The organism is Weissella confusa, assembly GCF_004766315.1.
GTDB lineage: Bacteria > Bacillota > Bacilli > Lactobacillales > Lactobacillaceae > Weissella > Weissella confusa_A.
In genome coordinates, this window is record NZ_PVSN01000077.1 from 1 (window position 1) to 19230 (window position 19230).

The 19230-nt window shown below is 45.9% G+C and carries 13 protein-coding genes and 1 rRNA gene; all 14 read right to left on the minus strand.

Annotated features, from left to right (window positions below):
• A 16S ribosomal RNA gene (locus C6P11_RS11115) occupies positions 1-79 on the minus strand; the annotation flags it as partial.
• 392 nt (positions 80-471) lie between these two features.
• Positions 472-1956: a lysine--tRNA ligase gene (lysS, locus tag C6P11_RS10265; protein WP_135520860.1), complete on the minus strand. Its 1485-nt coding sequence runs from the start codon at positions 1954-1956 to the stop codon at positions 472-474.
• A 103-nt stretch (positions 1957-2059) separates the two neighbouring features.
• The gene (hslO, locus tag C6P11_RS10270) at positions 2060-2953 is read right to left on the minus strand and encodes an Hsp33 family molecular chaperone HslO (RefSeq protein ID WP_056973759.1); all 894 of its coding nucleotides are present in this window, start codon (positions 2951-2953) and stop codon (positions 2060-2062) included.
• A gap of 105 nt (positions 2954-3058) precedes the next feature.
• Positions 3059-5119 carry an ATP-dependent zinc metalloprotease FtsH gene (ftsH, locus tag C6P11_RS10275; RefSeq protein WP_135520862.1) on the minus strand — a complete coding sequence of 687 codons (2061 nt, stop codon included), beginning with the start codon at positions 5117-5119 and terminating at the stop codon, positions 3059-3061.
• A 65-nt stretch (positions 5120-5184) separates the two neighbouring features.
• Positions 5185-5781: a hypoxanthine phosphoribosyltransferase gene (gene hpt / locus C6P11_RS10280; RefSeq protein WP_003610458.1), complete on the minus strand. Its 597-nt coding sequence runs from the start codon at positions 5779-5781 to the stop codon at positions 5185-5187.
• A gap of 107 nt (positions 5782-5888) precedes the next feature.
• The gene (tilS, locus tag C6P11_RS10285; RefSeq protein ID WP_135520864.1) at positions 5889-6866 is read right to left on the minus strand and encodes a tRNA lysidine(34) synthetase TilS; all 978 of its coding nucleotides are present in this window, start codon (positions 6864-6866) and stop codon (positions 5889-5891) included.
• A 98-nt stretch (positions 6867-6964) separates the two neighbouring features.
• Positions 6965-7339 carry an FtsB family cell division protein gene (locus tag C6P11_RS10290; protein WP_135520866.1) on the minus strand — a complete coding sequence of 125 codons (375 nt, stop codon included), beginning with the start codon at positions 7337-7339 and terminating at the stop codon, positions 6965-6967.
• Positions 7340-7575: 236 nt separating this feature from the next.
• The gene (locus C6P11_RS10295; protein WP_135520868.1) at positions 7576-7854 is read right to left on the minus strand and encodes an RNA-binding S4 domain-containing protein; all 279 of its coding nucleotides are present in this window, start codon (positions 7852-7854) and stop codon (positions 7576-7578) included.
• Positions 7854-9443 carry a polysaccharide biosynthesis protein gene (locus tag C6P11_RS10300; RefSeq protein ID WP_245299870.1) on the minus strand — a complete coding sequence of 530 codons (1590 nt, stop codon included), beginning with the start codon at positions 9441-9443 and terminating at the stop codon, positions 7854-7856. Before C6P11_RS10300 ends, C6P11_RS10295 begins: the two co-directional genes overlap by 1 nt.
• A complete protein-coding gene (gene mfd, locus C6P11_RS10305; RefSeq protein ID WP_135520870.1) occupies positions 9436-12948 on the minus strand; it encodes a transcription-repair coupling factor in 3513 nt (1170 codons plus the stop codon). Before mfd ends, C6P11_RS10300 begins: the two co-directional genes overlap by 8 nt.
• A gap of 10 nt (positions 12949-12958) precedes the next feature.
• Positions 12959-13525, minus strand: a complete 567-nt coding sequence (pth, locus tag C6P11_RS10310; protein WP_135520872.1) for an aminoacyl-tRNA hydrolase — start codon at positions 13523-13525, stop codon at positions 12959-12961.
• 234 nt (positions 13526-13759) lie between these two features.
• Positions 13760-14569 carry a TraX family protein gene (locus C6P11_RS10315; protein WP_135520874.1) on the minus strand — a complete coding sequence of 270 codons (810 nt, stop codon included), beginning with the start codon at positions 14567-14569 and terminating at the stop codon, positions 13760-13762.
• Between the two features lie 186 nt (positions 14570-14755).
• The gene (locus tag C6P11_RS10320; RefSeq protein WP_135520876.1) at positions 14756-16438 is read right to left on the minus strand and encodes a glycoside hydrolase family 13 protein; all 1683 of its coding nucleotides are present in this window, start codon (positions 16436-16438) and stop codon (positions 14756-14758) included.
• A gap of 12 nt (positions 16439-16450) precedes the next feature.
• The gene (locus C6P11_RS10325; RefSeq protein ID WP_135520878.1) at positions 16451-18862 is read right to left on the minus strand and encodes a glycogen/starch/alpha-glucan phosphorylase; all 2412 of its coding nucleotides are present in this window, start codon (positions 18860-18862) and stop codon (positions 16451-16453) included.
• Positions 18863-19230: the final 368 nt, after the last annotated feature.

Sequence of the window (19230 nt, forward strand, 5' to 3'; positions counted from 1 at the left end):
GAACCACAAAGCGTTCGACTTGCATGTATTAGGCACGCCGCCAGCGTTCATCCTGAGCCAGGATCAAACTCTCAATTTGAAGTTTGAGTATAACTCAATTTTTGTTGTTTAACAGAAGTTAAACGAATTTACTAGCGAATTGACTTCGCAAATGTTTTTGCATCAAGAACTAGCTTGATGACCCTACACATTTGTTTCATCGAAACGATATTCAGTTTTCAATGACCTACGTCGTTGCCTCATCAGACAACTCATATATCTTAACAGTTGATGAAACGAATGTCAACAACTTATTTAAAGATAATTTTTTGAAGCGTGTCACGCGGATAACTCGTACCCCGTAACAACTTAATCTATATTACAGATACAGTTACCAATTGTCAACACTTTCTTCAAACTTTATTGCATTTATTCTGTACAAAAAAGGAGCGATGCCTAAATCTGGGCATCGCTCCTTAATTTTAATCGTTATTAACGCATCGTTGGGAACAACAAAACGTCACGAATCGTATCCGTATCAGTCAACAACATAACCAAACGATCGATTCCGATTCCCAATCCACCAGTAGGTGGCATACCGTATTCCAAAGCCTCGATAAAGTCTTCGTCAATACCTTCCGCCTCATCGTTACCAGCGGCACGTTCTGCAGCTTGTGCTTCAAAACGCTCGCGTTGGTCAATTGGGTCGTTCAATTCAGTAAAGGCATTACCATATTCAGCACCAACGATGAACAATTCGAAGCGATCCGTAAAGCGGTCGTCTTCTTCATTCTTCTTGGCCAATGGTGATACATCCACTGGGTGTCCATAAACAAATGTAGGTTGGATCAACGTATCCTCAACAAACGTCTCGAAGAACTCGTTGATGATGTGACCAACACCCCAGTATTGTTCATACTTAACACCCTTTTCGTCAGCGATAGCACGTGCTTCTTCCAACGTCATTGGTTGCCAGAAGTCAACGCCAGTCTCTTCCTTAATCAAATCAACCATGTGCTTACGAGCAAATGGCTTTGACAAGTCGATATCGTGACCTTGGTACGTAATCTTCAAGTCATCAGTAACAGCAGTTGCTGCAGCCTTAATGATGTTCTCAGTCTCTACCATGACATCTTCAAAGTTCCAGTAAGCAGCATACGTTTCGATAACTGTGAATTCTGGGTTGTGCTTAGGGTCCATTCCTTCATTACGGAAGACACGACCAATTTCGTAAACACGCTCCATGCCACCAACGATCAAACGCTTCAAGTGCAACTCCAATGCGATACGCATGTACAAGTCGATATCCAAAGCGTTGTGGTGTGTAATGAATGGACGAGCTGATGCACCACCAGCTTCGTTTTGAAGCATTGGCGTCTCAACTTCAATAAAGCCTTCGCCATCCAAGTAGCGACGAACGGCCGTAATGATCTTTGAACGCTTCACAAAACGGTCAAATGAATCGTCGTTAGCAATCAAGTCCAAGTAACGTTGACGGTACTTCGTCTCCACGTCAGTCAAACCGTGGTACTTGTCTGGCAATGGACGCAAAGCCTTTGACAAGTGTGTAATTGACGTCACGTTGATTGACAACTCACCAGCACGCGTCTTCATAACCGTACCAGTGAACCCTAGGATGTCTCCCAAGTCAGCCTTCTTCAACAACTCGTATTGCTCTTCACCAACAACTGGCTTTTGCACAAAGACTTGAACACGTCCTGAACGGTCCTTAATATCCGCAAAGCTAATCTTTCCTGAACGACGCTTCGTCATCATACGACCAGCGATTGTTACTTCGATTGCTTGCTCTTCCAAATCTTCTGCAGTTGCGTTGTCATACAACTCGTGCAATTCTGCAGCCGTGTGTGAACGCTCAAAGCGGTGTCCGAATGGATCCATACCAGCTTCGCGCATTTCAGCCATCTTGTCACGGCGTGCGATCATTTGGTCATTCAATGACACTTCTTGGTCAGCCATTATGTTGCCTCTTTTTCTTTCAATAATTTGTGTTGGTATTTCTACCACAGATACTTATTAGTTTGCCAATATTGGCCACTTTTTGCAAGTGCCTCGCCTAAAATTACAATCCTTCAGCATCCTTAGCTGCAATAATACCTGCCAACTCTGCCTCATCGAATTGAATCTTCTTACCTGTAAAGCGATCAACCACTTCAACACCGTGATCTTCATCTAGCATTTCTTGCAAATCCTTCATTGGCAAAGTAGCCAACATGCGCTCATATTCGCGCTTTGAAATTTCAGGGTAAAGAGAAACTTCCGTCGTCGTTAATTGCTTAACGTTATCCTTACCAAACAAGTTAGCCAACAAATCCATTGGTGCATGACCTTCAAGCAATTGTGATGAGATAGCTGGTACATGAGCCAACTTCTCTTCCAAAGCCGTAATATCTTCATCAGCTGCATCTGGCAATGCTGAAATCATGAACCCACCAGCAGCTGCAACTGTACCATCAGGATCAACCAAGACTGAAACCGCAACGGCAGAAGGAATTTGTTCTGACTTAGCCATGTAGTAAGTCAAATCATCCCCAATTTCACCGGTTACCAACTGTACTTGACCCGTAAATGGCTCACCTTCACCGAAGTCCTTGGTCACTGACAAGAATCCGTTGTTACCAACAGCACCAGCAACATCTTGTTGGCCCATTGCCGTCAATGGCAATTCAACAGTTGGGTTCGTCACGTAACCGCGCACTTCACCTTGTGCTGATGCTTCAACAACAATCTTACCAACTGGACCATTACCGTCCATGACAACTGCCAAGCGTTCTTCACCCTTCAAGACAGCGTTTGAAACCATCAAAGAACCCAACAATGCACGACCAAGAACCGTCGTGCCCAATTGTGATGCTTCGTGGAACGTTGCAACTTCACGCATCATTTCCGTTGCGTCGATGGCAATCGCACGGAAGTTTCCGTCAGTCGTCACCGCACGTACAAGTGTATCTGTCATCTTTTCATGCCTCTTATTTTTCGTATATTTCTGTCTACCAGTTTAACACATTCACCATATAGAAAAGAGACGTGAACGATTACTCATTCACGTCTCTAACGTTCATTATTCTTGATTAAGCTTGCGTGGTTGCAAAACTTCAACCTTAACGGCTGGTTGTGCATCCTCGTCGGCCGTCAACTTACTGTTGGCAGCTTCCTTAGCTTCATCATATGACATTGGCGTTTCAACATTCTTTTCAACCTTAGTCGTCTCTGGCATCTTACCAGTTTCGAACAAGCTCAAGATTTGCTTCTCATCCAACGTCTCGTACTCCAACAAAGCCTTCGCAATTGCTTCGTGCTTGTCCTTGTACTCTTCGATGATTTCGTGTGCCTTGTTGTAACCTTCAGTCGTAATACGACGAACTTCTTCGTCGATCAAACGAGCTGTCTCATCAGAGTAGGCAGCTGACTCACCGTATGAACGACCCAAGAATGGTTGACCACCGTTCTCAAGTTGTACCATACCAAGCTTGTCTGACATACCATATTCCGTAACCATTGAGCGGGCAATGTTAGTTGCTTGCTCAAAGTCGTTTGAGGCACCTGATGATTGTTGGTCGAAGATAATTTCTTCGGCCGCACGTCCACCCATCAAACCAGCAATTTGGTCCATGGCGTCCGTCTTGTTCATCAACATTTGGTCTTCACGTGGCAACATGATTGCATATCCACCAGCGCGTCCACGTGGCACAATCGTTACCTTGTGGACAACACGCGCTTCATTCAATACCAAACCAACGATAGCGTGACCAGCTTCGTGGTAAGCAACCGTCTCACGTTCCTTAGCAGAAACAACACGGTCCTTCTTAGCTGGTCCCGCGATAACACGGTCCTCAGCTTCATCCACGTCCTTGGCGTAAATCGTATCGTGGTTTTGACGAGCAGCCAACAATGCCGCTTCGTTCAACAAGTTTTCCAAGTCAGCTCCTACGAAACCAGGTGTTTGCTTGGCAATTTCCTTCAAGTCCACGTCATCAGCCAATGGCTTGTTCTTAGCGTGGACGTGCAAGATTGCCTCACGACCCTTAACGTCAGGACGACCAACCAAAATCTTACGGTCGAAACGACCTGGACGAAGCAAAGCTGGGTCCAAGACATCTGAACGGTTAGTAGCGGCCATCACAATGACACCTTCACTACCTGAGAAACCGTCCATTTCAACCAACATTTGGTTCAACGTTTGCTCACGCTCATCGTGACCACCGCCCATGCCGGCACCACGTTGGCGACCGACCGCATCAATTTCATCGATAAAGATGATTGATGGGGCAGCCTTCTTGGCGTTATCAAACAAATCACGGACACGGCTAGCACCGACACCGACGAACATCTCCACAAAGTCAGAACCTGAGATTGAGAAGAATGGTACGCCAGCTTCACCGGCAACGGCACGGGCCAACAATGTCTTACCTGTTCCTGGAGGCCCCTCAAGAAGAACACCAGACGGGATACGTGCACCCAACTTCAAGAACTTCTTAGGATCCTTCAAGAACTCAACAACTTCGACCAATTCTTGCTTTTCTTCTTCAGCACCAGCAACGTCCGCAAAGCGAACCTTGTTCTCTGAAGGATCAGCTGGCTTAGCCTTTGACTTACCGAAGCCCATCATGTTACCACGACCGCCTTGTCCGCCTTGGCTCATGCCACCCATCATCAAGTAGAACACACCAACCAACAACAAGATTGGCAAGAATGAAATGGCCATGTTACCCCAGAAGTTTGAAGCTTCTGGCTTCGTTGTGATTTCAGTCTTCGTCTTGTCCGCAGCCTTTTGCAAACTCTCCATAATTGGATCGTTGCTAATGACTTGGGTTTCGAATCCTGTCACCTTATTTGAAGCACCACCAACAAATGAGACAAGAGACTCATCTTTTGAGCTCTTATCCGTTTGTGCCTTACGATACTCACCCTTAACGTCATAAACACCAGCGCCAGGTTGAATCGTGATGGTTTTAATCTTCTTGTCGCGCAATTCCGTCATGAATGTCGACGTAGAGATAGTCTTCGTACTAGTCGTTTGAGAAGGACCGGCTACCCAGTAAATCAAACCCATAATACCGAGGACTACGATTACGTAGAACAAACTATTCCGGACAAAATTGCCGTTTCGTTGATTCTTCATCTATTCCTCCTACAGATAGTTACTACTACCTTCGTTGCATCATTATTATGTTACCGAGACAGAAATTAGTGCTCAGGCGTGATGTCGATCGTATCAACCTTGTCCGCGTGGGCAGGATCATAAACTTCACGCTTCAAGACACCAACATATGGCAAGTTACGGTACAGTTGCTTGTAGTCCAAGCCGTACCCAACTACGAACGCCTTTGGAACATCAAAGCCGATGTAATCAACCGTTGCTTCAACAACGCGGCCTTCCTTCTTATCAAGCAAGCTGGCAACCTTAACTGACTTTGCGCCACGTTCCATCAACAAGTCGATCATAAACTTCAATGAACGACCAGTGTCCACGATGTCTTCCATAATGATGATATCGCGACCTGAAATGTCGGTTTGCAAATCAGTGACCATTTGCACTTCACCTGATGAAGCAACGCCACCGTTATAACTAGAAACGTCGATAAATTCAACTTCAGCGTATTGCATGTGACGCATAACATCGACCGTCCAAAGTACGGCACCCTTCAAAACTGACAAAATGATTGGTGTACGTCCTTCGTAATCGGCAGCTAGTTGCTTACCAACACGCTCTGCTGCTTCGGCAATATCGGCTTCGCTATAAAGCACGCGCTCGATATCGTTATTCATGTCCCATTGGTTCATGTCTTTTCAATCTCCTAAATCTTAATTCCCCTATCGTTACATAGCATTAAGAATACCATGTTTGACGGTAAATGTTTAGTGCTACACCTAAAAGAAATGTGAACGCTTTAATCTTTTTGTGAAAGCAATAAGTAGTTTTCGAAACGTTCTAGTTGCAAGCTATTCCCAAGGTCAATAAAACCTCGGTTAACATTCGGATTTCGCATCAATTGAATTGCTTGAATCAACTGACTATCTTTTACGGCGAAAACGTGTTTTTTAGTCAACCACGTCTGCAGCACCAGCAACAAAACTGCCTCATCGACTCGCCAATCTAACCGGCCGTCTTCCAAGGCCTTTACGTGCACATTAATCGACCCACTCGCCAACTTCTGTAACGCCGCAAGTTGATCAGCGAACGCAATCACGTGGTCCTTGGTTTGTTCATTAATATCTTCCAACGCTGGTACAACGGTATGCCGCATGCGGTTACGCGCAAACGTTTCATCTGCATTCGTATAATCCTCAACCCACTCGGTTAATGGTTCGTTGACCAACTGCCCCAGCATTTCCTTATCCAATTGCAGTACCGGACGAATCAAGTCGATATCACCTTGCAGCTGTTGCTTTTTAGCCATCCCCACCAATTGAGTCAAACGGCTACCACGCGCCAGCTTATACAAAATTGTTTCAACCTGATCACCCTTATGGTGGGCCGTAACAATCGCATTCGCACCAACTTCACGTGCGATGGCAATCAACGCCTCGTAACGCTTTTCACGTGCTAACTCTTCAACCCCTGTCGTTGGTACCACGTCCCACGCAAGTTGACGAATTGTTGCACTGGCCAAATTAGGCGTTTGTGCAAAGACACGTTCGACTAACGCTTGTTCTGCATCCGCGTCCGTACGCAATTGATGATTGATGTATGCCGCACTCACTGTCGGTTGAATATCCGCCGGTAGTGAGTTATCCGTTAACCATCGCAAGACATGCAACGAATCCTGACCACCCGAAACCGCCACTAACACATGGTCGCGGTTATCGAATAAGCCTTCTTCCCGAATCATTCGCGTTAAATTAGCCCGCACAACTTTATCTTGCATGATTCTCTCCCGTTATTTAATCCTTGCCCCTATTATATCGCTAATCAAAAAATAAAAAGACAATCAGTCGCCTGATTGTCTCTATTTGTTGATTATCATTATTCACCTGGCAAGTTGAAGACAACTTCACCATCTTTACTGTACATGTACTTTTCGCGAATCAGCTTTTCCAAATATGAATTGTCACCCAAGTCTTTTACTTCTTGCTTGAGGTTCGCATTGGTCTTGTTAGCCTTATCAAGGTTGGCCTTTGCCGTCTCAAGACTCTGGGCAGCCGTCTCGTACTTCACGTACTGCGTATGGTAGTTGACCATTGCAAAAATCGTGACAACTAGCATCACTGCAACTAGTACAACGCGTCGGCGCAAGTGCACAACTTGACTGTAACGCATCTTGCGCTCTTCAAGATTTAATTGGTTGGCGCTCTTAGCGTTCAGCGGCGTGATATTTGATTGTTTGTTAACTGCCATCATTCCGCTGACCTCCCCGAGATAATTTGAGCGGACACTCTAATATAGACCTACACCATTAACCAATTCTCCTATGCTCTTACTGTACAGTAGACACCGGATAATCTTAAGCAGGATTACCTTTCCTTAACCTTTTCGTATCAAAACCTAACGGATAGTTATCCACAAGCACCTTTCACCACATTTTTATAATATTTCCTAAAAAAAGACGCCCTATTTAGGGCGTCTTTTCGTCTTACTTAATTTTCGTCGTTACTGAAATCTTGTTCGTATGATTCTGACACGATGCTGTACATGTGTTCTGCTTGTTCCTTGCGAACAACTTCAGCCGTGCTTTCAACCTTAAGAACAGATGTCTTGTTTCCGAAGCGAATCGTCAACTCATCACCTGTCTTAACATCATTAGAAGACTTTGCTGTCTTGCCGTTGATGTCGATACGACCTTGATCCGCGATTTCCTTAGCAACCGTACGGCGCTTAATGATACGTGAAACCTTCAAATACTTATCCAAACGCATTATTTTCTTCCTCGATTTATAAACTGATAAATTTGGCGTCCCTTAGGCAAGGCGTCCCACTCTGCTTCTTCTAGTAGTGCCGTCCACCACAACATTAAAACAAAGACGATTGCGCCAACACCTACACCGACAACTGTTGTTAAAACACTGGCCAGGCGTGTTGCACCAAATAGGCTATGCCCTAGTATATACGCAAGACGGGCCAAAATGCCAACTGCGAGTAAAATTGTGATCAATTTGCCCCACCATTTCTTTGGCACCCAACTTATCCACAGGTTTTTAGGCAAGCGGACGAGCGTAAATATTAAGAATGGGATCAATGCGCCGACCGTCGCCAATGACGCACCAGCAATACCAAAAATCGGTACCAACCAGATGTTAAGCCCTGCTTTCACTAGCATCGTTAGTAAGACAAACCATCCTAAGCCACGTGTCTTATCAAAGCTTTGCAAAACGCTGGTTGAGACAACAATTAATGTTGCTGGCACGATGCTAATCGTGAACAATGCCAGTGCATCGCTACCTGCTGGCGAACCAAACAACAATTGATTAACTGATGGCATGATGGCCACCAAACCAACCGTCGCGATACCCGAAAGCAAAATAGAAAGTCGCATCGTCAATTGGAAATCATTGCGCAATGCTTGTTCATCATGTCGCATCACGTGCTGACGTAGCGCAGGCAACAACGATGTCCCGAGCCCCGTTGCTAAAACCATCCCCAACTGAACTAACGGCTGTCCACGATCATAAACTCCCTTGGTGAATTCAGCTTGGTGTGCCGTTAACCCGGCTTCTTGCAACAATAACTTCGTTGAGAACGAATCGACCAACTGTAGCAAAACCAGCAAAGCCGCTAGCATTGCTAACAACCCGCCTTCGCGCCACAAGCGACCGAACAAGTGACGCCAGCTTAACGTTTTCGACTGCTTAACTGTCTCATCAATCGGCAACGACCAGATGCGACGAAGTGATGTCGCTAGGAATAATGTTGCGGTTAAGCCAGCAATCGTTGCGCCAAAAGTTGCCCACTCACCAATCCGATAGACAGACCAGCTAGCGTGCACACCCCACCAGGCAACGCCAATAATAATCGCCACGCGCACAATTTGTTCAATAACTTGTGACATTGCTGTGGGTACCATGTTCAATTGCCCTTGCGCATAACCACGACCAATTGCCAAGAATGGCATAAACCAAAACATCCAGGCAACAGCGCGCACAACTGGGTACAACTTCAAATCGCCACCCATCAACAATGACAACGGTACTGCACCGCCATACACAACTGTGAATAGTACGGCGCTAATACCAACTAACGACCAGAACAAACGGCGTGCCACCAGTTGTTGATGCATTTCATCCGGCTGTTCCGTGATGATTTTTGAAATAAACAATGGCCACCCACTCAGAGCTAGCACCATACCAATACCGTAGATTGGATAGACCTGCTGATAAACATAGAAGCCAGTATTACCGACTAGGTTTTGGAACGGCACGCGATACACCGCACTCAGCACCTTGGCAATTAAGCCCGACACCGCCAAAACACCGGCACCTGCCATCAAATTCTGACTTTTTTTAGGCATTGGCAACTCCTTCTTCAGGGGCCAACGTGTTAAATACCGTCAACAAGCCTGTTAGCCATTCTTCAGCCGTTTGGTTTGGTTGAATTGGCACTTCCGCTTTCACTGGATCTGGCACAACAACCTGACCACGCGCCTTGGCTAGTGCCAACGCTTGGGTAAATTGTTGCGCCGTAAACTTTGAACGGGCATCGAACGTCACAACCAAAATGTTTTGACGCTTGAAGTCACGACGAATCGTTGCAATACCAACGCGGTCAGCTGCCGCCTTAAGACGTCCAACCAACAACAAACGCTGCGCAGCTTCTGGCAATTCACCAAAGCGATCCAACAAATCATCTTCAATTTCTTCGAACTCAGCTGATGTCTTAGCCTTACGAATACGTTGATACAAATCAATCTTTTGTGGGCCATCCGCCACATAGTCAGCCGGCAAGTACGCTTCAACTTGAACATCAAGTTCGGCATCGAATGTTTGCTTGCGCTTACCTTGCTTTTCGGCAACTGCTTCATTCAACATTTGCGTGTACAAATCATATCCAACCGCATTAATGAAGCCGTGCTGTGATTGACCCAGTAGGTCACCCGCACCACGAATCGACAAATCACGCATCGCAATCTTAAAGCCAGAACCCAGCTCCGTGAAATCACGAATGGCCGTCAAACGCTTTTCACTTTCTTCATTCAATGAACGGGTTCCCGGATAGGTGAAGTAGGCATAGGCAATGTTGTTGGAACGACCAACACGACCACGCAACTGATAAAGTTGCGCCAAGCCCATGTGATCGGCATTTTCAACAAACAGTGTATTCGCATTTGGAATATCCACACCAGTTTCGATAATGGTCGTCGTTACCAGCACATCGTATTCACGGTTAATGAAATCAACCAGAATTCCTTCCATCTGTGCCTCAGTCATTTGACCGTGGATATATCCAACACGCGCATCCGGTACCAACGACTCAATCATCGCCGTGACTTGTTCGATATCTTCCACACGGTTGTGGAGATAATACGTTTGACCGCCACGTGCCATTTCTCGTTCAATCGCACTCGCCGTCACACGACCATTTTGCTCCATCACATACGTTTGAATAGGATAACGATTTGCAGGTGGCGTCTCAATGACAGACAAATCACGGACACCAACCATCGCCATGTTCAAAGTACGTGGGATTGGCGTGGCCGTTAGCGTCAAAACATCGACGTTCGTTTGCAACGCCTTCAAACGTTCCTTGTGCTTCACACCAAAGCGCTGTTCCTCATCGATAATCAAGAGTCCCAAATCACCAAACTCGATATCCTTAGACAAAATTCGGTGGGTACCGACAACCACATCAATCGTGTGATTCTTCAACCCTTCCTTCGTTTCGTCCATTTGTTTCTTCGTTTGGAAACGAGACATGATGGCCACGTTAACACCAAAACCATCAAAACGGCTCAACATTGATTCGTAGTGTTGTTGGGCCAAAATCGTCGTTGGTACCAACATCGCAACTTGTTTACCATCGTGCACCGCCTTAAAGGCTGCACGCAAAGCGACTTCTGTTTTACCAAAGCCAACATCCCCGACCAACAAGCGATCCATTGGACGTGACTTTTCCATATCGGCCTTGATTTCCTTCGTCGAGCGAATTTGATCAGGTGTTTCTGGGTATGGGAAAGCATCTTCAAAGGCACGAATGACATCATCATCTGGTGCGAAGGCATAACCTTGCTTCAATTCACGCTCGGCGTATAGCTGGAGCAATTCATCCGCAATGTCTTCAACCTTCTTAGCAACCTTTGCCTTCGCCTTCTGCCATTCCGTGCCACCTAACTTATTAATCTTAGGAGCCTTCTCAGCTGCGCCGACATACTTTTGCACCAAGTCCAATTGCGTGACTGGAATGAAAATCTTCGCATCCTTTTGGTAGGCAATCGTAATGTAATCCTGCTTAACGCCACGATTTTCAATTGTCTGCATGCCTTCGTAGACACCGACACCGTGGTTCACGTGAACAACATAATCACCGGGTTTTAGTTCGTTATAACTCTTAATACGTTCCGCGTTTGATAGCGTTTGACGCTTCGGAGCCTTCTTACGAACTTGCTGGAACAATTCACGTTCCGTCAACACAATCAACTTTTGCGCTGGCAACTCAAAACCGGCACTTAATGGCATGGTTGTCACTTGGGTTCGACCGGGCGCCAAAGCATCCGGCGCCACCTCATTGATTTTGACACCAAAATCAGCCAACGTTTGTACCAACTTAGCTTGTCGCTCGGTTGTGTTCGTCAAAAAGATAATCGTTTCGCCTGACTTCTGCCAGCGCGCTACTTCACTCTTCAACATTGGCATTTGACCAAAGAACTGTTGTGCTGGACGAACCGTCAAATTCGTCAAACTTGCCTGACGCAATTGGCCAATTCCACGTTGCAATGGCGAGAAGACCAAACTAGCTTGTTGCACATCACGCGCCAAATCAGCCAGTTGCCAGCCCAAATCAGGATCTGGCAAAACACGTTGCTCAGCCATCTCATCAGTCCACCAATTTTGGTTGTCCAACGTGATTTGATCCGCATTTTCCAATGCACGTGGGTAATCATCAAACACTGCAATACCATCAGCTGGCAAATAATCTAACAAACTCACCGCATCTGGATAAAGAATATGCAAATATTGACGAATTTCTGGTAGCAAACCACCTTGGCTCATCATCGACAACAATGGACTCATCGCTTCAGTCAAATGACGCTTATCAGCACCGTCCAACTTGTCGCGGGCTTCCGTCATGGCAACTTCCAAATTCGTCGTGGCTGTTGCCAAATCATCTGCATCAATTACCAAATCTGTCGCGGGCAAAATCGTGATGCTGTCCAAGTTTTCTAGACTACGTTGCGTTTCCGCGTCAAAACTACGCAGTGAATCCAATGCCGTGTCAAAGAAGTCCAAACGTACCGGATTGTCAGCATCCAACGGATAAATATCAACAATTGAACCACGCACAGCGAATTCACCAGGTTGTTCAACTGAACCGTTGCGCTGATAGCCCATCTGCACTAGCTTTGCCTGTAGCTCAGCCAATTCATAATCATGGTCGAAATCAAGCGTAATCGCAGTATCCGCAAAGGCCTTAACTGGTGGCAAGTATCGCATGACACCCGCAACGCCAGTCACAACCACTGCCTGCGGATCAGTTAGCAATAGGTGCAACGCTTGCACACGCGCCAATCGCGTGTCCAATGACGTCACAGCCACTTCTGCAGATAACGTTTCCTCAGCCGGGAAAACCGCGACGTGTTCATCACCCAACATGGCGGCCAAATCTTCAGCTAATTGATCTGCGTGAAACTGACCATCACCAACCACAACCATTGGGCGTTGGGTTTCTTGTTGTAATGCCGCCAAATACACCGTGCGCGCGGTGCCGGAAATTCCGGTCATCAAATGACGGCCACCTTTTTTCAGCCCTGATGCGAGTTGTTGAAACTCAGCATCTTGCTGAAGTAGACCTGTAATTTCCATGCTGTACCTCTTAGTTAAACTTGTTCATCAATGTTGTCATGTCAGCCCAAGATGCGAACGCCTCAAAAATATCTAGTGACTTATCAATACCACCAAGCATCTCCGGCTCTTCGTCCTTACCGAACTTGCCCAACACAAAGTCCACAACCGCCTTTTGTACGTGAGCAGGGTGTCCAATACCGAACTTCAAACGATTGAAAGTTTGCGTGTCCAAGTGTTGCGCAATACTCTTAATGCCGTTGTGACCACCGGCTGAACCCTTTTGACGCAAGCGCAAACGGCCAAGATCCATGTCCATATCATCTTGTACAACCAGCAAGTCGGCGATGTCCAAATCGTAGTAATCCATCAACGGACGAACCGCACGGCCTGAATCATTCATGTAAGTCGTTGGCTTCACCAACAAAACCTTCTCGCCATCAATACGCACATCAGCTACAAATGCATTGTGTGCCCCATCTTGCTTAAATGATGCACTGTACTTATCTGCCAACGCATCAACTGTCATAAAGCCAATGTTGTGACGCGTACGGTCGTATTCCTTACCAATGTTTCCCAAACCAACAATCATCTTCATCAGTATCATCTCCTATTTGAAACGTGCGTTAAACGCACGAAAGGGGCAGAGCCACGATGACCCTACCCTGTAATGCCTTTATTAATCACAGCAGCTGTTGGTCTAAAACACCTGACTTCAGTCAGGCGTAAGACCAAAGACACACCTGATAAGGGCGACTTGGTCACATCGGAGGTCAAAAACCTCCGACATTCTCAGTCTGCTTTATACAAATATTTTACCCTATTTCCCGGATTAGTGGGCAAAAAATACCGTTGAGATAATGTACAAAACAGCAATGTGCGTTGGGTAAAAGATGTAGAAGAACCACTTGTCTTTACGTCCTTGCTTACCGTTGTACAACGCAAGCAAAGGTGTGGCAAAAATTATCATCCATTGGTAATCACTAAAGCCGTGCATGGCTGATTGCCACAACAAGAACAAGCTAAAGATGACGAAAATCGTCAAACCAAGCCAGCGCTTATCGCGGAAAATGTGGAAGACTAGGCCAAGTAAAATCCAACCGATACCGCCTTCAACCGTCAACGCAGTTGGGATAACACTTGAACTCAAGATAATCAAAAACATGTTTTGGCTTGCTGATGCGACGTTCAATAATGACAACGCTAGAACTGGTCCGAACACCAAAAAGGCCAAGCCCAACATTCCCCACGCAAAAAGCTTAGGGTCTTGCTTAGGGTGCTTCAAACTATCCCAAGTCCACATGGCAATAATCGTCAAAAACAATGTTCCGAAAATTGAATTAATCATCACCACATGATCGTTTGGTAAAGCTTGTTGCAAGACCATAATCATCACATTGGTAATCCAGAAGCCAATCAACAGATTACGCAAATAGCCAACGCGACTGTGCGTGTAGTGGAACCCTTCAGCTGCCAGGAACAAGAAGATTGGCGCCACAATACGGCCCAACATATTCAACCAATCTGGTGCGCCAACATAACTAAACATCTCGTGCGTGTGGTCAGCGACCATCAGCACAATTCCAATCATTTTAAGCGTAAAACTCGTCAACCCATACTTCTCTTGTAACTTATCAAGCATCACAATCTCTCCGTATACCTTTATTTGAACAATACTATACATTGTATAATACGTGGTGGCTAGGATTTAGTCTTGCTTATTTTTTACGTTAATTGGAAATTTTCCAAAACGATTCGTGCGCAAGCACGACACAAACCACAAACACCAAAAAGAGGTGCAACGCTCAGAACGTTACACCTCTTCTAATTATTGTTGCTTAATAATAGCTAACCCAGTCTTGCGACTAAATTGCATCATTTCGTGCTGCCCATCCTTGTGGAAGGCATAAATGAGTGTATCTGAATCAATCGCGTGGCATTCAAACCAATCCGCTGATTGCCACCACGTTGGTCGTGATTGTAGCAAACGTTGGAACTTGTTGAAAATTTCACCGCGCGGCTCATCCCAAGGGAAGTAACCACGGTTTTCCGGATCCTTGCCACCCGTCATTCCCATCTCATCACCGTAGTAAACACATGGTACACCAGGCACCGTCAACCACAATTCCAAGGCACGCTTCAACTTCTCTTCGTCTTCACCCATTTCAGTGAACAAACGCTTTGTGTCGTGTGTTCCCATGTTCGTAAACGCCCCGAAAAAGGCATTCTTTGGGTAGTTAGACTCCAATGTCATCAACACAGTCGTAAAGACACGCGCGTCGATTTCTTCTAGCATGAAATCCAGAATCAGGTTTCGCAAAGGATAATGCATGGTTGCTTGCAACCCACCACCGAGCAAGTATTGACGGCGTTGGTCATACGCAACCTTGTTCGATGCGTCTTCCCAAACTTCTCCAATCAACACTTGTTCTTTACTCATCTGATCACGAATACCGGCAATGAAATCATCCGGCAATTCGTCGGCCACGTCCAAACGCCAACCGTCGACACCAAAGTTATTCCAGTGATTAATGACCGAATCCTTATCACCGTAAATAAACTTACGATAACTCGCTTCGCTTTTATTAATCACGGGCAAATCCTTCACACCCCACCATGAGTTGTACTCATCTGGGAAGTCTGTGAAATCAAACCAGTGATAATACTTTGATGATGGACCTTGATATGCCCCCGGCTCGTTGAAGTGACCATCTTTATTAAAGTAGCGCGAATACTGTCCAACGTGGTTAAACACACCATCCAAAATGATATGCATCCCCCGCTTGTGCGCCTCATCTAACAAAAACTTGAAGTCATCTTCATCACCCAAGATAGGATCTAGCGCCAGATAATCTGACGTGTCATAACGGTGATTTGAATTCGCTTCAAAAATCGGGCTCAGATAGATAGCGTTACATCCCAATTCTAGAATGTAATCTAGCTTTTCTGCGATTCCTTGGAAGTTACCACCAAAGAATTCCCAACGGGCAATCTCACCTTGCTTATCACGCACATAGAATGGCGTATCACGCTTATTCGCATAAATGAACGAATTTGGCTTCGGATTGTTGACATGCATATCCTTGTTTCCGTTGTTAAAACGGTCAACGAAGATGTGATAGAAGCGCGCCTCCTGATACCATTCTGGCAACTCTTCCAATTCGGCCATCACCGTAATTTGGAAGTCAGGAATTGACGCGTGATGCATCCCATAAACTTCAGCCGCCCCGCCCAAGTTATTTCCTTGCGCGGCCAACCAGTACTGGTTATAGCCATCGATTACTTCGAAACGATAGTAGAGCAGACCGGCATGGGCTGCTGAAATTTCAACAACCCAATTGTCCTCGTCTTCTTCATGCAAATCGTACCAAGTGACCTTGCCAGTTTCGTCATCGTAAACACGCAGACGCACTTCTTCAGCATGACCTTGCGTATGCAACGTAATGGTTTCGCCAACAATAACTGCTCCAAACGGATCGCGGTTTGCGACCAAAAATGAATCAAACTCCATCGTGGTCACACCTTACTTGCTTTCTTGTTGTGCGAGCGCCTTGTGTGGAATATTCCAAATTTCATCAGCATACTCAGCAACTGTGTAGTCAGCTGAGAACTCACCACTTGCCGCAATATTTGCCAACGCCTTACGCGTCCAAGCTGTCTTGTTTTGATAATCTTGACCCAAACGTGTTTGCGTCGCAACGTATGAGGCGTAGTCACCCAAGACAAAGTACTCGTCGTTATCACGAATCAATGAATCAAACACAGCACGTCCTTCTTCTTCGATATTCGGAATCGTACCGTCAATCAATGCATCCAAGACACGGTGCAAAACTGGGTTGTTGTCATAAATACCTTGGGCAGAATAATCATGCTTCTCATAGTGTGAGTAAACCGTATCTGTATCCATACCAAAGGCGTAGGCGTTTTCTTCACCGGCTGCACGAATAATTTCAATGTTAGCCCCGTCCATCGTTGCCAATTGCAAGGCACCGTTGGCCATCAACTTCATGTTTGATGTGCCAGATGCTTCCTTACCAGCTGTTGAAATCTGTTCAGACACATCAGCTGACGGAATAATCAATTCAGCAAGTGATACCCCGTAGTTTGGAATAAAGACAACTTGCATCTTTTGGTTAACCGCTGCATCGTTATTGACCATGTTGGCAACTTCATTAATCACCTTAATGATTTGCTTGGCATAGTAGTATGACGGCGCTGCCTTAGCGGCAAAGATGTGAACACGTGGCGCTACGTAAGCATTCTTGTCATGCTTCAACGCCAAGTAATCCGTCAAAATGCCGAGCAAGTGTAGCAATTGACGCTTGTAGGCGTGCAAACGCTTGATTTGCACATCAAAGATAGCATCCGTGTTCAACTCCAAGCCCATGTTACGCTTAACCCATTCGGCCAAGCGCACCTTGTTCTCGTGCTTAACGTCCTGCAACTCTGCCAAGAAGTCCTCGTCCTTTGCGAACTTGTTCAACTTGGTAATGTCCTTTGGTAATGAACGCCAACTCTCGCCAATCTTCGTATCAATCAAAGCTGACAAAGATTCGTTCGCTGCATGCATGTAACGACGGTGCGTAATACCATTCGTCTTGTTAGAAAAATTTTCTGGCCACAACGTGTAGAAATCATGCAACACCTTGTCCTTCAACAACTCACTGTGCAATGGTGCCACACCATTAATGGCGTGTGATCCAATCGCTGCCAAACGCGCCATGTGAACTTGACCGTCTTGCAATAGCGACGTACGCCAAGCTAAATCTTCCCCGTGTTCGCTAGCAACTGCCAAGCGGTGACGACGATCAATTTCTTGAATCAATTGGAACAAACGTGGCAATTCAGCTTGGAATAGGCCTTGTGACCAGCGTTCCAATGCTTCAGCCAACAACGTGTGGTTCGTGTAACTAACCGTACGCGTCGTGATGCCCCATGCTTCTTCCCAGCTCAAACCATGTTCATCCAGCAAGATACGCATCATTTCTGGAATCACAACCGTTGGGTGAGTGTCATTAATGTGGATGGCTACTTGGAATGGCAATGAATGTAGTGAATACCCATCTGCCAAGTGGTGCTTAATAATGTTTTGCACACCAGCTGAACTGAAGAAGTACTCTTGACGCAAACGCAAGCGACGCCCTTCTTCATTTGAGTCATCAGGATACAATTCACCTGAAATGCTCTCCAGTACACTGCGTTCAGAAACCGAAACTTGCACTCCTTCTGGCACTTCAGCAGACCATAGGCGGAGCGTGTTAACGACATCGTTGTTGGCCCCAATCATCCCCGTATCATAAGGCACAGCCAAAACATCAACACCGCCTTGATATACCGGGCGCAATCCTTCTGGCGTTTCAGCCATGTAGACGCTACCGCCATAGTGTACGACTTGCGCTTCACTGTCTTGGCGAACTTCCCAAATGTTGTCGTTCTTCAACCAATCATCTGGATATTCCACTTGGTAGCCATTCACAAAGGCTTGGCGGAACAAACCGTAACGGTAACGAATACCATTTCCGTTTCCAGCAAGCTCAATACTTGGCATGGCATCCATAAAGTCTGATGCCAAACGGCCCAAACCACCATTACCCAAACCTTGATTAGCTTCCGCTTCCAACAAGGCGTTGAAATCAACACCCAAGTCTTGCATCACTTCTTCTGCTTCTGTCAACAATCCTAGGTTTAGCAGGTTCGCACGCAAATAACGACCTGGCAAAAATTCAATCGAGAAGTAGTACACCTGCTTTGCGCCGGTGTCTCGGTAGTTTTCCTTTGTACGACGCCACTTGCTAGCAATCAACTTCTTGGCCACCGTGGCCAAAGCTTGATAGCGTTGCAAATCGGTCGCATCTGCCAAACTGACTGCGAAAGTCCCCTCCAACTCGGCTAGAAAACTGTCTTTCAGCATAGTTACCTTATCGTCTTGTTGCATACACTCACCTCAATAATCTTTATCCCGGATTATTCATGCACTAAATTTTTAACCACAGCTAAATCAGTAAAATACGATAAATCACCTTGAAACTGCCAGTACCTTGGCACGGTTTCAGGGTGTTTTTTTCGATTGGGCGTTTTTTGAGAAAAATGGGCACACTAAAACCAGCCAGATTTTGCTATTTTTTTGAAAATCTACTTCGTTGTTTTATTGCCACAAAGCATTTAGTCGTTCCCAAGCTCGCCAGAACAGACCATCGAATTGTTCTTGGATGCGGCTATCTAACGTCAAGATCACCTTGCGGGCGTGCTTAGTGACACGTCCCCCGATTTTTAACAAACGGTCTCGAAAGGTGTTGATTGTCC

What these genes read in the sequence shown, in the direction of transcription:
- ftsH (WP_135520862.1), bottom strand. Translation starts at nt 5,119, where the DNA reads ATGAAGAATCAACGAAACGGCAATTTTGTCCGGAATAGTTTGTTCTAC.
- C6P11_RS10315 (WP_135520874.1), bottom strand. Translation starts at nt 14,569, where the DNA reads ATGCTTGATAAGTTACAAGAGAAGTATGGGTTGACGAGTTTTACGCTT.
- C6P11_RS10320 (WP_135520876.1), bottom strand. Translation starts at nt 16,438, where the DNA reads ATGGAGTTTGATTCATTTTTGGTCGCAAACCGCGATCCGTTTGGAGCA.
- pth (WP_135520872.1), bottom strand. Translation starts at nt 13,525, where the DNA reads ATGAAGATGATTGTTGGTTTGGGAAACATTGGTAAGGAATACGACCGT.
- mfd (WP_135520870.1), bottom strand. Translation starts at nt 12,948, where the DNA reads ATGGAAATTACAGGTCTACTTCAGCAAGATGCTGAGTTTCAACAACTC.
- lysS (WP_135520860.1), bottom strand. Translation starts at nt 1,956, where the DNA reads ATGGCTGACCAAGAAGTGTCATTGAATGACCAAATGATCGCACGCCGT.
- tilS (WP_135520864.1), bottom strand. Translation starts at nt 6,866, where the DNA reads ATGCAAGATAAAGTTGTGCGGGCTAATTTAACGCGAATGATTCGGGAA.
- C6P11_RS10300 (WP_245299870.1), bottom strand. Translation starts at nt 9,443, where the DNA reads ATGCCTAAAAAAAGTCAGAATTTGATGGCAGGTGCCGGTGTTTTGGCG.
- hslO (WP_056973759.1), bottom strand. Translation starts at nt 2,953, where the DNA reads ATGACAGATACACTTGTACGTGCGGTGACGACTGACGGAAACTTCCGT.
- C6P11_RS10295 (WP_135520868.1), bottom strand. Translation starts at nt 7,854, where the DNA reads ATGCGTTTGGATAAGTATTTGAAGGTTTCACGTATCATTAAGCGCCGT.
- C6P11_RS10325 (WP_135520878.1), bottom strand. Translation starts at nt 18,862, where the DNA reads ATGCAACAAGACGATAAGGTAACTATGCTGAAAGACAGTTTTCTAGCC.
- hpt (WP_003610458.1), bottom strand. Translation starts at nt 5,781, where the DNA reads ATGAACCAATGGGACATGAATAACGATATCGAGCGCGTGCTTTATAGC.
- C6P11_RS10290 (WP_135520866.1), bottom strand. Translation starts at nt 7,339, where the DNA reads ATGATGGCAGTTAACAAACAATCAAATATCACGCCGCTGAACGCTAAG.